Annotated in this window: 16 protein-coding genes; 10 read left to right on the plus strand and 6 right to left on the minus strand. The window is 55.2% G+C overall.

What is annotated here, in order from left to right; genetic code table 11:
* Positions 1-7: 7 nt before the first annotated feature.
* The 3 genes from FHW66_RS05725 to FHW66_RS05735 form a co-directional block, all read right to left on the minus strand.
* Positions 8-1,378, minus strand: a complete 1,371-nt coding sequence (locus FHW66_RS05725) for a sigma-54 dependent transcriptional regulator (protein ID WP_183378810.1) — start codon at positions 1,376-1,378, stop codon at positions 8-10.
* Complete coding sequence (locus tag FHW66_RS05730; protein WP_183378811.1) at positions 1,378-3,204, minus strand: ATP-binding protein; 1,827 nt, start codon at positions 3,202-3,204, stop codon at positions 1,378-1,380. Before FHW66_RS05730 ends, FHW66_RS05725 begins: the two co-directional genes overlap by 1 nt.
* 71 nt (positions 3,205-3,275) lie before the next feature.
* On the minus strand, positions 3,276-4,589 hold the full coding sequence (locus FHW66_RS05735; protein ID WP_183378812.1) for an MFS family transporter: 1,314 nt from the start codon (positions 4,587-4,589) through the stop codon (positions 3,276-3,278).
* Between the two features lie 629 nt (positions 4,590-5,218).
* On the opposite strand from FHW66_RS05735, the gene FHW66_RS05740 reads away from it, so the two are divergent.
* Together FHW66_RS05740 and FHW66_RS05745 are read left to right on the plus strand one after the other, a co-directional pair.
* Positions 5,219-5,371: a hypothetical protein gene (locus FHW66_RS05740; RefSeq protein ID WP_183378813.1), complete on the plus strand. Its 153-nt coding sequence runs from the start codon at positions 5,219-5,221 to the stop codon at positions 5,369-5,371.
* A gap of 102 nt (positions 5,372-5,473) precedes the next feature.
* The gene (locus FHW66_RS05745) at positions 5,474-6,037 is read left to right on the plus strand and encodes a gamma-glutamylcyclotransferase (protein ID WP_183378814.1); all 564 of its coding nucleotides are present in this window, start codon (positions 5,474-5,476) and stop codon (positions 6,035-6,037) included.
* Here the strand turns inward: FHW66_RS05745 and FHW66_RS05750 are convergent.
* Positions 6,020-6,658, minus strand: coding sequence for a LysE family translocator (locus FHW66_RS05750; protein WP_183378815.1), 639 nt, complete (start codon positions 6,656-6,658; stop codon positions 6,020-6,022). The two genes, FHW66_RS05745 and FHW66_RS05750, sit on opposite strands and share 18 nt — an antisense overlap.
* Before the next feature lie 175 nt (positions 6,659-6,833).
* On the opposite strand from FHW66_RS05750, the gene FHW66_RS05755 reads away from it, so the two are divergent.
* From FHW66_RS05755 to FHW66_RS20895, 4 genes are all read left to right on the plus strand, one after another.
* On the plus strand, positions 6,834-7,727 hold the full coding sequence (locus FHW66_RS05755; protein ID WP_183379073.1) for a hypothetical protein: 894 nt from the start codon (positions 6,834-6,836) through the stop codon (positions 7,725-7,727).
* A gap of 23 nt (positions 7,728-7,750) precedes the next feature.
* Positions 7,751-8,362, plus strand: coding sequence for a YigZ family protein (locus tag FHW66_RS05760; protein WP_183378816.1), 612 nt, complete (start codon positions 7,751-7,753; stop codon positions 8,360-8,362).
* Positions 8,363-8,494: 132 nt separating this feature from the next.
* Positions 8,495-8,926, plus strand: coding sequence for a hypothetical protein (locus tag FHW66_RS05765; RefSeq protein ID WP_183378817.1), 432 nt, complete (start codon positions 8,495-8,497; stop codon positions 8,924-8,926).
* Positions 8,927-9,391: 465 nt separating this feature from the next.
* Positions 9,392-9,517: a hypothetical protein gene (locus FHW66_RS20895; protein WP_255458836.1), complete on the plus strand. Its 126-nt coding sequence runs from the start codon at positions 9,392-9,394 to the stop codon at positions 9,515-9,517.
* Positions 9,518-9,569: 52 nt separating this feature from the next.
* Here FHW66_RS20895 and FHW66_RS05770 read toward each other — a convergent pair whose 3' ends face one another.
* Entirely contained in the window at positions 9,570-10,439 is an 870-nt protein-coding gene (locus FHW66_RS05770) for a lysophospholipase (RefSeq protein ID WP_370543407.1), read from the minus strand.
* A 144-nt stretch (positions 10,440-10,583) separates the two neighbouring features.
* Between FHW66_RS05770 and FHW66_RS05775 the strand changes: the two genes are divergently transcribed.
* From FHW66_RS05775 to FHW66_RS05790, 4 genes are all read left to right on the plus strand, one after another.
* Positions 10,584-11,360: a YdcF family protein gene (locus tag FHW66_RS05775; protein WP_183378818.1), complete on the plus strand. Its 777-nt coding sequence runs from the start codon at positions 10,584-10,586 to the stop codon at positions 11,358-11,360.
* Positions 11,361-11,551: 191 nt separating this feature from the next.
* Positions 11,552-13,315: a methyl-accepting chemotaxis protein gene (locus tag FHW66_RS05780; protein ID WP_183378819.1), complete on the plus strand. Its 1,764-nt coding sequence runs from the start codon at positions 11,552-11,554 to the stop codon at positions 13,313-13,315.
* A 217-nt stretch (positions 13,316-13,532) separates the two neighbouring features.
* Positions 13,533-13,721, plus strand: a complete 189-nt coding sequence (locus tag FHW66_RS05785) for a hypothetical protein (protein ID WP_183378820.1) — start codon at positions 13,533-13,535, stop codon at positions 13,719-13,721.
* Between the two features lie 190 nt (positions 13,722-13,911).
* Positions 13,912-14,505, plus strand: coding sequence for a YXWGXW repeat-containing protein (locus tag FHW66_RS05790; RefSeq protein WP_183378821.1), 594 nt, complete (start codon positions 13,912-13,914; stop codon positions 14,503-14,505).
* Positions 14,506-14,615: 110 nt separating this feature from the next.
* Here the strand turns inward: FHW66_RS05790 and uraH are convergent, their stop codons facing one another.
* Positions 14,616-14,969, minus strand: a complete 354-nt coding sequence (uraH, locus tag FHW66_RS05795; RefSeq protein ID WP_183378822.1) for a hydroxyisourate hydrolase — start codon at positions 14,967-14,969, stop codon at positions 14,616-14,618.
* Between the last annotated feature and the right edge of the window lie 104 nt (positions 14,970-15,073).

A 15,073-nucleotide genomic window follows, 5' to 3' on the forward strand; every position in this document is an offset into this window, starting at 1 on the left:
GCAAGCATCAGCTTGTAATACTGCGGCCCGCAGGCAGATCGTACTTTTTCATTTTGTCATACAGGGTTTTTCTGGGAATGCCCAACTGATCCGCGGCATTGGCAACATTGGCGCCGGTTGCCAATAGGGCGCGCTCGATCAGCGCCCTTTCACAGGCATCGAGCTGCTGCGGCAGACTCATGGCAGCCGCCTCAACGACATCAGCCTCTTGATCGGCAACCAGGTCGACCACCCCCAATACCCACCGATCGGCAAAATTGCGCAATTCGCGCACATTGCCTGGCCAGTCCTTTTGCTGCCAGCCTGCCATCTGTTGCTGAGTCCACGGCGCAATTTCACGCCGATACCGCAGTGCAGCCGCCTGCATGAAATGTGCCAATAACAAGGGAATGTCGTCACGTCGGTCGCACAAGCGGGGCAACGCGATGCTGACCACGCCGATGCGATAATACAGATCCTCCCGAAAGCCCCCCTGCGCTGCCAGTTGCAGCAGATCTGACTTGCTGGCCGCAATGACACGGCAATCGAAGGCGATCAGCTCATTGCTGCCAAGGCGCTCCAGTTGTCGCTCTTGCAATACCCGTAGCAACTTGATCTGCAACGGTAGCGGCATGCTTTCGATCTCGTCCAGAAAGACCGTGCCACCCTGGGCATGTTCAAGCTTGCCGATGCGGCGCTTCTGGGCACCGGTGAAGGCGCCAGCTTCATGACCAAAAATCTCGCTTTCGAACACGCTCTCGGGCAAGGCACCGCAGTTGATGGCCACAAACGGTCCTGTGCGGCCGCTGGCAGCATGCAGCTGACGCGCCACGACTTCCTTGCCGGTTCCGGTCTGGCCGTTGATAAGAACATCCGCATTGGTTGGTCCGATACTGGCAATCAGGGTACGCAAACGCTCGATGGCAGCCGACTGCCCAACCAGAGGCGGGGTTTCAGGATGCTCGATCCAGGCTTGCCGGAGACGACGGTTTTCCAGAATCAGACGGCGCTTCTCCTGTGCACGGCGGGCGGTTTCGACCAGTCGTTCAGCGCTGAACGGCTTTTCAATAAAATCATAGGCACCCGCGCGCATGGCCTCGACTGCCATCCCGACGTCGCCATGTCCGGTGACAACAATGACCGGCAAATCGCTGTCGGCAGTATTGATCTGGTTCAGCAAGGCCAGCCCTGAGCGGCCCGGCAGACGTACATCGGTGACGATAATGCCAGGGTAGTTTGCTACGGCCGTACTCAACAAGATCAGGGCCTGCTCCGCATCGGCGCAGGCCTGCACCTGAAAGCCGCCCAGTTCAAGCGTCTGGACTGTGGCCCGGCGCACGCTCTCTTCGTCTTCAATCAGAATCGCCTGTGCGCCTGTGATCGTGCTTGTTTGCTCCATTATTTCTCCATCCCTTGCTCGGACAACGGTAAGCGGATCGTGAATTCCGCACCGCCTTGCGGCAGATTTTGTGCAGACAATTGACCATTCATGGCTTGTACGATTGATGAGGAAATCGCCAGTCCCAGTCCGAGCCCCTTGCCACTTGGCTTGGTCGTAAAGAATGCCTCGAACAGATGGGGTACGACTTCGGCGGCGATGCCGGGACCGGTATCACGTATCCGGATCAGGGCGTACGTCTGGAGATGCTCGCTGTCACGTTCAATCTCAATGCCGATGCATTTGTCATCCGCATCATTGTGCAAGCCAATCGCATCGATCGCATTGCGCAGCAGGTTGACTAGCACCTGTTCGGTACGCACCGCGTCGCCCATAACCTGCACCTGACTGCGCACTTGCACCACAATCCGAATCCCCTGCTGCTGACATTCATTACGCAGCAACAAGACGGCAGCGTCTACCGCTTGCGGCAGATCAACAACGGCGATGGCGTCACCGCTCTTGCGGGCAAAGCCCTTGAGCTGGGCAATGATTTTACCCATGCGGGCACTGGCGTTGCTGATGTGTTCGAGGTTTTCTTCGACCTGCGGTAACTGGCCACGGCGAACAAATTGCACCGCATTGTCAGCAAATGCCCGAATGGCTGCCAGCGGCTGGTTCAATTCATGCGTCACACCGGCAGCCATCTGCCCCAGCATGGCCAGCTTGCCGGCTTGCACCAGTTCACTCTGGGTTGATCGCAACAGACTTTCGGTGTCTTGCAATGCACTGTATTTGCTCTCCAGTGCCTGATTGGCCTGCCGCAGCTCCTGCACTCTGACGGCGATCGTTGCTTCGAGCTCCCGCTCAATTCGTTGCAGTGCATGGCGCGATTCCTGACGCTCCTGCAGGCGGCGCCGACGTTGATGCACGGCCCACAATGAGAGCACGGCAATCACCAAAACCAATCCAACCCACATCGACCACAACCACGCCATCCGTGCAATGCGCTGCTGCGAGGGAAACAGCATCAACTGCCAGCCCTGCTTGTCAATTTGCTGCATCACATGTTCGCCGAAACCCCGACGCAATGCTGGTGGCATGGCACCAACCGGGGTGATGCGCTGATCAGCATATTGATGCGTTCCGGCAAGCTCTTCCTGCAGCCCTGTCGCTAGCGGTGCGAGGCTATGGTACTTCCAGTCAGACCGATTGCTGAGAAATACCACACCGCTGTGATCAACCAGCGTAATTGGATCCTCACTACTGTTCCAGGTGCGCTCCAGCTCACTGAGATCAACCTTGACCACCATGACGCCTATAGGCTTGTCTGTGCCTGACGCTGCGGCCGCGTAAATCGGCTGTGCCATAAAATAACCGGGCGCGCTGGAGACATTGCCAATACCGTAAAACCGTCCTAGACGTCCGGATAGTGCCTCCTTGTAATACGGCCGGAATGCGAAATCACGGCCGACAAAGCTAGTCTGCTCGCGCCAGTTGCTGGCCGCCAGCGTGACACCGTTGGCATCCATCATGTAAATGGCGAGCACATGTGACTGTGCGCTGATTGACTCCAGCCGGTGATTCAGGCGCTTTACGGCGCTCAGATCATCCGGGTGATGCAGTACCTGCTCGACGTCAGCCAGGCCACCCAAGACAAACGGCATGCTTTCGAATTTGTCGAGAATGGATTGCAAATCCAGTGCAATGATCTGCAATTGACGACTTCCGGCAGCGTACAGATCGTCGCGCGCCTTACTGGCAGCAATGGTATAGACGGCAAAAAAAAGCACCGCCGCACAAAGTGCAGCGGCAGTGAGGGACAAAATGGCTTTGCGGGAAGTCATGTCGACAGGAGATTGTGCTGCAGGCAACAGGAAACGCGGTTCCGATGCCTACCGCACATCCTTCCGGAGACTCAGTCCTCATCCTTCAGGTAGCCGACCTTGGTAGGATCTTGCATGCGGAAGGCAATCAGCAAAGAAATCGCACACATGATCGACACGTACCAGTAAAAACTCGATTCGGATCCAGCCGATTTGAAGGACAGCGCTACGAATTCAGCCGAGCCACCAAACAGTGCATTGCCAACGGCATAGGACAAGCCGACGCACAGCGCACGCACTTCAGGCGGAAACATTTCTGCCTTGATCAAACCGCTGATGGAGGTGTAGAAGCTGACAATCGCCAACGCCAGCACCGCCAGACCAAACGCCGCGTAAGGATCGCTGACATCCTTGAGCAGATGCAGGATGGGGACGGTACAGATCGTGCCGAGCACACCAAAGATGAGCATCATGTTGCGTCGGCCAATACGGTCAGACAAGGCGCCAAATACCGGCTGCAGCACCATGTAGACGAACAGCGCGCCAGTCATCACGGCACTGGCGGTCTTGGCATTCATTCCGGCCGTGTTGACCAGATATTTTTGCATGTAGGTGGTGAAGGTATAGAACATCAGCGAGCCACCGGCGGTGAAACCAACCACGGTGAAAAATGCGCGCTTGTGTCTCCACAGTCCGGCAAAGGTCCCGGCTTCCTTTTTTTTGCGGGTTTCGTCGGTAGCGGTCTCGGTGAGCGACTTGCGCAGATACAGCGACACCAGCGCAGCGAGTGCGCCCAGCACAAACGGAATACGCCAGCCCCAGGCACGCAATTCGTCGTTGCTCAGCACTTGCTGCATGACCACCAGCACCAATACTGCCAGTAACTGCCCGCCGATCAGCGTGACGTACTGAAACGAAGCGAAGAATCCGCGGTTGGCCTTGGGCGCGACTTCACTCATGTAGGTGGCGCTGGTGCCGTATTCGCCACCTACTGACAGTCCCTGGAACAGACGCGCAACCAGTAGCAGCAACGGCGCAGCAGCACCGATGGCAGCATAGGTCGGCATGAAAGCGATCATCAGCGAACCACCACACATCATGAGCACCGAAATCATCATCGATTTGCGACGGCCATGCTTGTCAGCAATACGGCCAAACAGCCAGCCGCCAATCGGACGCATTAGAAAACCCGCGGCGAATACGCCGGCAGTATTGAGCAATTGGCTCGTGCTGTCGCCCTTGGGGAAGAAGGCCGGCGCAAAGTAGATGGCACAGAACGAGTAGACGTAAAAATCAAACCACTCGACCAGATTGCCGGAGGAAGCGCCGAGAATGGCGAAAATACGTTTGCGGGTATCCGCCGGACTGCCCGTTTCAGGGGCGGTAGAAAATACTTGTGTAGACATCATCTCTCCAGTTTTGTAGGGTGGCAGGCACACCGGCTCGTGCTCCGCTGCGCCGCCCGGACAAAGAAATCCATGCAGGAGACGCACCCCACGCCGTACTCCGATGGTCACCAGTACCGTAGAGAAACGCGCATGAAGAGGCTTTAAAAACTGTCTCCTGATTTTTTGTTTTGCTGTTCTTTATGCAGCCTTCGTGCCAGATTGAGTAAAAATATCAAGTCATTGATTTTGAAAGACTTTTATCAACAAGCTATCGATCACTGTAGCACCATCTTGCGAATTTCCGGAATTTCCCCCACACATGTTCTGGAAATCCGCCTGACTAGTGAATGATAGGGAGAGAATAGTGTCGTATCAAGCAAGATTTGATGTCAATGCAAGCAATCGGGTTCAACAAAGTTAGTCACCATGACTTGCTGCAACGCACAAGCAAACAGGTATCCGGGATTGCCCTCAATGAGCACAAGGATGACCATGAAATCAGACCACATCAGGAAATGACTGATGCAGCAAACCCTGCACAGACGCTGATTTTAATGATATAAACTATTTACGCGGATATCTGTTGCCGATATCCGATTTGTGCGGGTTATACAGGATTCAGTTTCAACTTACCTCGGGAGGACAACATGAAAACGTTCTTCACCAAGCTCTACCGCGATCTGGTCAATTATCTGAATGATTCGAGCGAGCTCGATACTGGCGCCCATCGCGGCGCGCCACATCATATCGGGCTCTATTCCGGGCTGTGGACCTCTGACCAAAACGATCACCAGCATTGAATTTGCGTTGTATAAGTCACACCGGGCGGCACTGTTGATGGGTGGTTCCGGTGCTGACTTACCCTATAATTTGCGGCATCTGATGCTTTCCGTTAGCTGCCTATGTCTGCCAATACCATCGATCTCAACAAGAGCATGACGCAATTCGACCAGCACGACAGTGTCTGGATGTTTGCTTATGGCTCATTGATTTTCAAGGTTGATTTCCCTTTTCTTGCCCGCCGCCCCGCCTTTATCTCGGGCTGGGAGCGCCGTTTCTGGCAGGGCTCGCATGATCACCGCGGCACGGTGGATGCCCCCGGCCGAGTCGCAACACTCATACCAAAACAGGGCGCGCGTTGCGCCGGGATGGCGTTTCTGATCACGCCAGCGGTATTTGCACAACTCGATTACCGGGAAAAAAACGGTTACCTGCGCTTATCGACGGAGATGACGTTTGACAATGGTGAGCATGCCACTGGGCTGGTCTACATTGCCACGGAAGAAAACAGCGCCTTTCTCGGGCCAGCCAGCGAGGAAGAAATTGCCCGACAAATCGCGACCGCCCGTGGCGCCAGCGGACGCAATGCCGATTACCTGCTAGGCCTGGCGGAGGCCTTGCGTGGGCTGGGAGAGGAAGATTCGCATGTGTTTACCATCGAGCGCCATTTACTGACGCACCGATAGTAGCAACGCACCGGCACCGATAAAAAAACCGCCGGTCGCCTTGTTCAGACGCGTTGCGCCGCGCGGCGTACGAATGAAACGGCGAATCTGGCGTCCACCAGAGGCATACACAGCGCTCGACACAAATTCGGCACACAGGTAAATAGAGCCCAGCACCAGGAATTGATGGGCCGCAGGCCGTGTTGCATCAATGAACTGCGGAAAAATAGCCGCGAATAACATGATCGCCTTCGGATTCGTGATGCCCAGCAGGAACTCCTGCATCACCAGTGCGCGAGTGGATTTGACTGGCGCTGTACCCTCTGCGGCAACGTCACCACTGTCGGACAGCGCAATGTCGTGAAAGTCCCTGCTGCGCCACGCCTTCCAGCCAAGGTAGAACAGATAGCCGGCGCCCACCCACTTGACCGCATTGAACGCCGCCTCAGAGGCTAGCAACATGGCGCCCAGACCAACCGCGGAAATCGTCAGAAAGATGGCAAATGCAGTCACGCGACCAAAGGTGGCCAGCAAGGCGGTGCCAACACCACGTCGCAAGCCATTATTGAGGGCGCAAAAATTGTTTGGCCCCGGCACCAGCGCCAGCATGATGGCGATAGGAATGAAAAAAAATGCATCCATGAGGCCTCCTGTGGCATCGAGAAGAGAAAGTCCGGCTTAAAAATACCGGTGACGAATGCAAATTCTAGCAGCGCCGGCGCGGACTCGCTTGCCTTCCTCGGGATAGCCGCAGCGCTGGTGTAAAATGCCGCTCCGCCAGCGACTTGCCCTGATCCTGCTGGTGCACGGGAATGCCATGAATATCACGATCAACGAAGAACTCCTGCAATATATCGATCCCCTCACCGCCAATGAATATGCGGCACTGGAGCGCAGCCTGCTAGCTGATGGCTGCCGCGACGCCCTGGTCCTCTGGGGCGAGGTCCTCATCGATGGTCACAATCGCTACGAAATCTGCCGTAAGCACGGCATTGAATTCAAGACTGTCCAACATCCCAGCCTGAACTCGCTGGAAGACGTCATGCTATGGATGATCGACAACCAGCTTGGGCGCCGCAGTGTGACTGACTTTCAGCGTGGCGTGCTGGCACTGCGCAAGCGCGACATCATTTCTGCGCGGGTCAAAGTAGAAATGGATGCCAACCTGGAAGCTAGACAGTCCGGCGATGGTAGTGCAGCACCGGAAGTTGCCAGCCCCGGCGCAACCAAGGCCGAGGGCACAGCCGATACCGATGCTGACCTAGGGACGGCCACCATCAAGACCCGCGAAGATATCGCACGGGTCGCTGGCATCAGCAGCAACACCATCAGTCAGATCGAGAAAATCCGCAAAACGGCGGCACCCGAATTGGTCGAAGCGGTCCGCATCGGTACCATTTCCATCAACGCCGCTGCTGCCGTGGCCTCACTGCCAAGCGAGGAGCAGGTGATCGCTGTGGCCGGTGGCAAAAAGGAATTGAGACAAGCTGCAAAGATGGTGCGCGAACAAAAAGCCGCCAGCAAACCACCTAAAGCAGAGCTCGCACCTTCTACTGCACCCGCAACATCAGGCAGTGCACCTGCCGCTGCCGACGATGCGGTTCAACTGCGCGCTGAGATTGCCAGACTGCAAGGACAAGTGGCCAGTCTGCAATCTGAAAATCAGGCGTTGCAGGCAGAACTCGCCCAGCTACGTAACAAAGCGGCCTGAGGCCCACTCCCAGCTCAACGCGCATGCCGACCTACACCATTGCTCAAGCTGTCGAGGTCGAACTGGAAATCCGCAAAAGCCGCTTCCTTGGACTGGTGCTGCCGGTTGATCACCGTGAAGCAGCACAGCGTGAGCTGGAGCAGCTGCGCGCACAACATCGCGGTGCAACCCATGTTTGCTGGGCACTGATGGCAGGCGGGCATTCGGGCATGTCAGACGACGGTGAGCCAGCCGGCACTGCTGGACGGCCGATGCTGGAGGTACTGCGCCACCATGAGCTGGAGGGTGTACTGGCAATTGTTGTGCGCTACTACGGCGGGATCAAACTGGGTGCGGGTGGATTGGTGCGGGCTTATACCGACGCTGTGGCATCGGCGCTAAAACTGGCAGTCCGGATTGAGCGCATAGCGTTTGCTGAAATTGAAATTGCGCTCGATTATTCTGACGAATCACATCTGCGCTACTGGCTGCAACAACAAAATTTTCAGCTGCTGGCGAGCCGTCATGACGACCTGGCGCACCTGCACGTCCGACTTCCCGCAACCGAGCTTGATCGACTCAGACAAGCATTGCCGCGCTTGGTGGCAGATATCACTCGCTGCTCGATCACAACATTCGATCAGGACAACGACTGAGTCAGTGACTGGCAAGTACGTCGGCTTCGTGTCAGAATCTCGGTCCAGACACAGGGCTTCTCACGTATAGACCACAACCAGTTTGCTACCAACACCGGTATCGACTGCCAGAATACCAACAAGGACGCAGCAATGAAAACCACAATTACCGCCTGCCTGATAACACTCGCGCTGGCGGCTTGCGCCGTCACGCCCCCAGGCGAAGAGCGCACTGCGGACGGCAATGTGCCGACAACACGCATTTATATCAAGGAAATGGCGATACAACGTGCAGGGCTGGCAGAAGTCCAGTTTTCGCGTCCAGAGAAATTTTATTCGGGTGAATGGCCTGTCGAGCTTGCCATTAACGATGTTGCACTGGCCAAGCTGCTACCCGGAGAAAAGCTGAGTATCTGGCTCCAACCAGGTGCAAGCTACACCTTCAGTGCCAAACCCCAGCAAAGCCTTCGCATCCCGACCTATATGCAAAATGGTGACATCACTGTCGATCTGACCAATGCAGGTGGGTATCGGATCAGTATTGATGCCGATGAGAAGGGTTATGTGTTGCACCGCGCAAATTGATCGGGCAAATAAAAACGGTATTCAATTGAATCTGTACCTATCGGTAGATATTCAACAGACAGATAACTGATATTGAGAATCAAAATTGGCGGAAGACACCGGAAACACGCATACTGCACCGCAACATAACTCACTTTCTTGCGGAGCCTGCCATGCGTATTCTGATTGACGTTTTGCCCTATACCTTGCTGATCGCTGCTATGGTTGCACGTTATTTCGCCGCAACACGCTAATCTCTCTCACTGGGAGTGAAACAAAAAGAGCAGACTCTCTGCTCTTTTTTTTCGCCTGATGTCGCATGACTTGCTCAAGGACACTATAAGTCACCACAAGTCACAACAACAAATACCAGGTTGATAACACCTTCAACAACCCATCATGGCAGTCTATAATCTGGGCGCTGTCTCATGTTGGGATATTATTTCAGCGCAGCAACTCTTTATTCTGTTTTTTGAGAGACTTTCCATGTCGCGCATCATTCCTGTCTTGCTGGCCATCACTGTTACTGTCGCGCTGTCGCTGGGTCTGTCCGGCTGCGGCTGCAATGACAGTCGCTGCTCCTTCACCAACATTCCGAGCGGCCAGCCTTGAGCTGACCTCACAGATTGACCGCTGCCGGCCGGTAGCAGGATGCATTTTCCTGCTATACATGGCGTTTCAGCCAGGCGCGCAGATCGTCCTGCGCCTGCTGTCGATATGGCGGCGCCTCATTGAATATTTCATGGTAAGCACCTGCATACCAATGGATCTCCTTAGCACCCTCAGGTACCTGGTCAAAAAACTCGCGGCTGCCTGCCGGCTCAACCAAGGCATCATCACCCGCAACCTGCATCAATAAAGGTACAGTCAATTGCTTGGCATCTGCCATCGCATGCTGGATTGCTTCAAGCATGAAATTGACCACGCGCGCGGCAACTTTGCCGTGATTGAACGGATCTTTCTCGTACTCTCTGACGACATTGACATCGTGCGACAGACCGTGCGCAGGCAAACTGGTAGCGACTGCCAGCGCTGGTGCGATATGGGTGCTGATCGCCAACAGTAACTTCTGCATCAATGTCATGCGCAGGCCCAGCGCCGGGGATGACAGCAGCAAGGCCCTGACCGGCGACCAGCCTGCGGTGGCAAAGCGCGCCGCAATCAGCCCACCGAGGCTATGACCAAACAACAATGGGGTGGTACCGGTCTGCTCAGCAAAATCGTTGAATACGAGCCGCAGGTCCGTCAGATAATCGTCGCTAAGGTGCACACTGCCACGTGGACCCTCGGAGCGACCATGGCCACGGTGATCATGCATGCGTACAGAAAGACCTAGCGCATGAAACAGCGCAGCCAGTTCACCATAGCGGCCACTATGTTCGCCCAGACCGTGCACCATCACAATGCTGCCGCGCGGGTTGGGGTGCAGATTTTCTCGATAAAACAGGCGAGTGCCGTCCACGGTGTGAAGATAATTGGTGTTGTCCTGGAATGTCGTCATCGCTTGAATTAGTCGATCGTGTTGGAGGTTCACAGACAGCACCGTCAACCTGACAAAATGACAAATCAATCAGGTTGAACATATGCGATCCACCATCAGAACACAAAATGCTTAGCGCGTCATTGTGAGGCGGCAAGCAACTGACAAAAAAACCTTTCGATCAGCGACAATCATGGTATGACCATTTCACTTCCTGTGCTTCTCAAACTGGGCAGCACCCTGCTCAGTACTGCCCTGCTATTGCCCGCCAATCTGCTGATACTGATGGCAGCTGGACTCTACTGCCAACGTCGTCACCCACGTGCAATCTGGCTTTGCTGGTCGTCGCTGGGATTATTGCTGCTCTTCAGTACCCGCGCCGGGGCACTGTTGCTGGTGGCACCACTGGAGCATCAGAATCCACCATTGCTCACGCAGCCGGGTGATGCACAAGCCATTGTCGTGCTGGCTAGCGGGCGTCTTTCGAATGCGCCCGAAGCAACTGCACAAGACCTACCTTCGGCGACTGAGCTTGCGCGTCTTCGTTACGCAGCGCAACTGCATCGCAGCAGCAATTTGCCAATTCTGGTTAGTGGTGGCAACCCCGATGGGGATGCCGAGAGTGAAGCAGCATTAATGGCACGATCATTGCTTGATGATTTTGGCGTCATTGCGACGTGGCAGGAGTCACTGTCGAACAACACCGCTGAAAATGCAATCTACTCGACGCGTATCCTGCATCAGGCTGGCGTGCATCGGCTGCTGCTGGTGACGGATGCAATTCACATGCCGCGTGCACTGGCCAGTTTCCATTACGCCGATGCCAACATGCTCATCACACCCGCGCCAACCATGTTCTTCAGTACCGAGCGCCGCTCCATCAATGACTTTCTGCCGAGTGGAGAGGGACTACGCCGATCCAGCTATGCAGTGCACGAATGGATTGGTATGCTGTGGTATCGACTCAGGGAATAAAGCTCATTCCCAAGTCGGTTCCGGTATTGATGGTGCAAGCGCAAGTTTTTGCAACGATGAAAAAATGACAACAACCACGCAAGAAATCGGTAGCAAAAATGCAAGCCCCTTGCCCCGATTTCTTACGGCATCCCCAGATCTACCTACCCCACTAAGCCTGTTCAATCCAAGGAAACTCTGGAGACACTAAAATGAAATTATCATTCAATCAACGACTTTGGGCACCCTTGGTCGTCAGCCTGATTGCTCTGCTGGCGATTGCCACCTTTGACACGTTCCAGTTACGCAGTCAGCGCCTGGAAGAACGCAAGGCCGCGCTGGTCAGTCTCGCCCAGGTGGCGATGAGCGTGATCAAGGACTACGCCGGCCAGGCACAAAATGGCACGCTCAGCAAGGAACAGGCCCAAACTCAGGCGCTGGCCCGCCTGAAGATGCTGCGTTATGGCAAGGATGGCTACTTCTCGGTATCGAATTCGAACCAGATCACATTGATGCATGCGATCAAACCTGAGCTCAATGGCAAAGACCTGTCCAACATGAAGGATCCGGTCGGCAATCTGGTCTTCGTCAACATCTCAAAAGCCGCTGCGCAACCAGAAGGTGGTTTTGTCGAGTATTTCTGGAGTAAGGTCGGTCATGACGAGCCGGTACCAAAAACATCCTTTGCTCTGCGCTATGAGCCTTGGGACTGGATCATCACCACTGGCATCTATATGGATGATGTGAACGCCGCATTTTACAAATCGCTCTCTGAGACCGGGGTAGTACTGCTGGTGGTGATCATTATCCTCAGCCTGTTCGCGGTCTATATCAATCGCAGCATCCTGCGCAGTATCGGTGGCGATCCTGGGGTCGCCGCCGAGGTAGCTAACCGTATTTCAGACGGTGATCTGACGCTGCACATTGACGTACGCGCCGATGATAGTGCGAGTTTGCTCTATGCTTTCAAGCGCATGCGCGATTCGCTGACCGATACGATCGGCAACATCAAAACTGCCGCCGAAACTATTGCCACTGCATCTAGCGAAATTGCCAGTGGCAATCTTGATCTTTCCTCGCGCACCGAGCAGCAGGCAGGCTCTATCGAGGAAACCGCCTCGGCCATGGAAGAGCTGACCTCCACCGTCAAGCAGAATGCTGACAATGCACGCCAAGCCAATCAACTCGCCGTTTCCGCATCGGAAGTGGCGGTTGCAGGTGGCAATGTCGTTAGTGAAGTGGTAACGACGATGGGCTCGATTAATGATTCGTCGCGCAAGATCGTTGACATCATTAGTGTGATCGATGGAATTGCCTTCCAGACAAATATTCTGGCGCTCAATGCTGCGGTCGAAGCAGCACGTGCCGGCGAACAAGGTCGGGGCTTTGCAGTGGTGGCCTCGGAGGTGCGCAGTCTGGCGCAGCGCTCGTCTGCCGCTGCCAAGGAAATCAAGCTGCTCATCGATGACTCGGTATCGAAGGTTGACGCCGGAAGTACCTTGGTCAAACAGGCCGGCGATACGATGAATGAAGTCGTTTCCAGCGTCAAACGTGTCACCGATATCGTCGGGGAAATCAGTTCCGCCAGCCAGGAACAAAGTGCAGGCATCAACGAGGTTGGTCAGGCAATCGGACTGATGGATCAAAGTACGCAACAGAATGCCGCCCTGGTGGAGCAGGCTGCTGCGGCTGCCAAATCACTGCAGGATCAGGCAGCCACGCTGGCGACACTGGTCGGACGCTTCACACTGGAGGCACACGCTGTGCAGCACAAGGTTGTCGTCAAGGCAAGCAATGCGCCGGTCGCTCGACCATCACCGACAACGTCCTCAGCACTGAAGACCGTCACCAAAGCCCCGACGACACGCTTGCAAGCAGCACCGAAAAAGGCGGTTGGACATGAAACCGGCAAACCTGCTGGCGGCACGGCGACCAGTGCTAGTGCCAGTTCGGAAGCGGATTGGGAAACCTTCTAGTCGGCTCCTTCAGCGCCCGACGGCGCTAACCTCACCTTACTTAAAAGGGCTTGCAATGCAAGCCCTTTTGTCTGTATCCATAGCGCACCACACCTGCCGCGCAAATTAGGCATAAAATAGTCTCGCGGGTTGCGCTTGAGTCCCGCTTCCGGTCTTCTGAACAATCCGAAGTGTGTCTGACAGGTTCCGCCTGTCGAGTCCTTTTAAGGAATAAGACATGGCGAATCCACCTAAATCAATTTCCGGCCTGATGTGCGAACTCAGTGTCGCCCTGGCAGATCTTGCTGAAAAAATGAGCAATCTGTCCATTAGCCTGGAAAACCAATACCTCGACTCTGACTGCGAAGAACCACAAGCCATGATGGAAGCAGCGCGCTCTACCATCGAAAAAGCAAAAGGCAGTTAAATCAAGGCAATCCCGCCAGGTTATGGCGTCACGACTGACAATCGTTCATGATTGTCGCGCTTTGCTGCGCACCCGACTTTCGCTTGTCAATTCCCGATCTCCCGCTTGCAAAAAACCAAAAATCTCGGCATTCTCGCCGACTGGATTGCACTCAAGCAATTCATCTGATTTATCTTAAAGGACAATCAACATGTTTGGAATTTCAATGGGTCGTCAATTGCCAGCCATTGCGCTGGTGATGTCGACGCTTTGCTTGAGCGCCTGCGTGGTAGAGCCACCACGGGTACGTATCGAACCAGTTCAGGAGCACCGCATCGTGCAGGCGCCGCCAGCACCGATCGTGGAAGTCATTCCGGCTGCTCCTTATTCCGATTCTTACTGGATTCCGGGTCACTGGCAGTGGGAACACGAGCGCTATGTCTGGAATGGTGGTCATTGGGAACGGGCTCGCCCGAATATGGTGTATCAGCATGCGCACTGGGACTTTGAGCACGGCGAATGGATTTTCCGTCCTGGTAAATGGGTCGAACTGGTGCAGGAGCGCACAGTGGCTCCCGTGCTGGTAGAGGTTGAACCGCCATTGCCGCGTGTCGAAGTGATGCCACCGCCACCAAGCCCGAATCATGTCTGGATCGGTGGTTACTGGCGTTGGGATCATGGTCATCACGTCTGGGTCGGTGGTCACTGGGAAGCGCGCCGCGAAGGCTATTTCTGGGCTCCCGCACACTGGTATCGTAGCGGCAATGGCTGGGCCATGTCTGGCGGTGGCTGGCAACGTTATTGATACCACGCTGAAAATACCGTTGTAGAAAAGAAAATCCGGCCCTTGCGTGCGCAATGGGCCGGATTTTTATGTCCTGTCGTTACTCCCTGTAGCAGCAGCTTTAGACGATTTCAGCTACCGCGATAGGTTGAATAGGACCAGGGTGAAACGACCAGCGGTACGTGATAGTTCTGTGTCGGGTCGGCGATACCAAACGCAATCACCACCTCATCGATGAAGCGCGGAGTCGGTACCGTGACGCCTTGTGACGCAAAATAGTCTCCGGCCCCAAACAGCAGTTCATAGCGACCGGCCTGAAGCTCATCACCCTGCAGCAGTGGCGCATCGCAGCGACCATCGTTGTTGGTGACAGCTTGCTTAAGGAGTTTCTTCTCGTTGCCATGGATGGCATACAGCGCCAGTTTCACGCCAGCGCCCGGCTTTCCTTGCGTGACATCCAGTACATGCGTGCTCAGTTTTCCCATTGTCTTCCCTCTCTTTAGGCCCTCAGGCCAGTTATTCAGATTGCTGCATCCACAAGGAGCGCTCGGTTTCGGTGATTGGTGCGGCACATCATATACCGCGCCCC

Source organism: Herbaspirillum sp. Sphag64 (assembly GCF_014192645.1).
Taxonomy (GTDB): Bacteria; Pseudomonadota; Gammaproteobacteria; order Burkholderiales; family Burkholderiaceae_D; genus Herbaspirillum.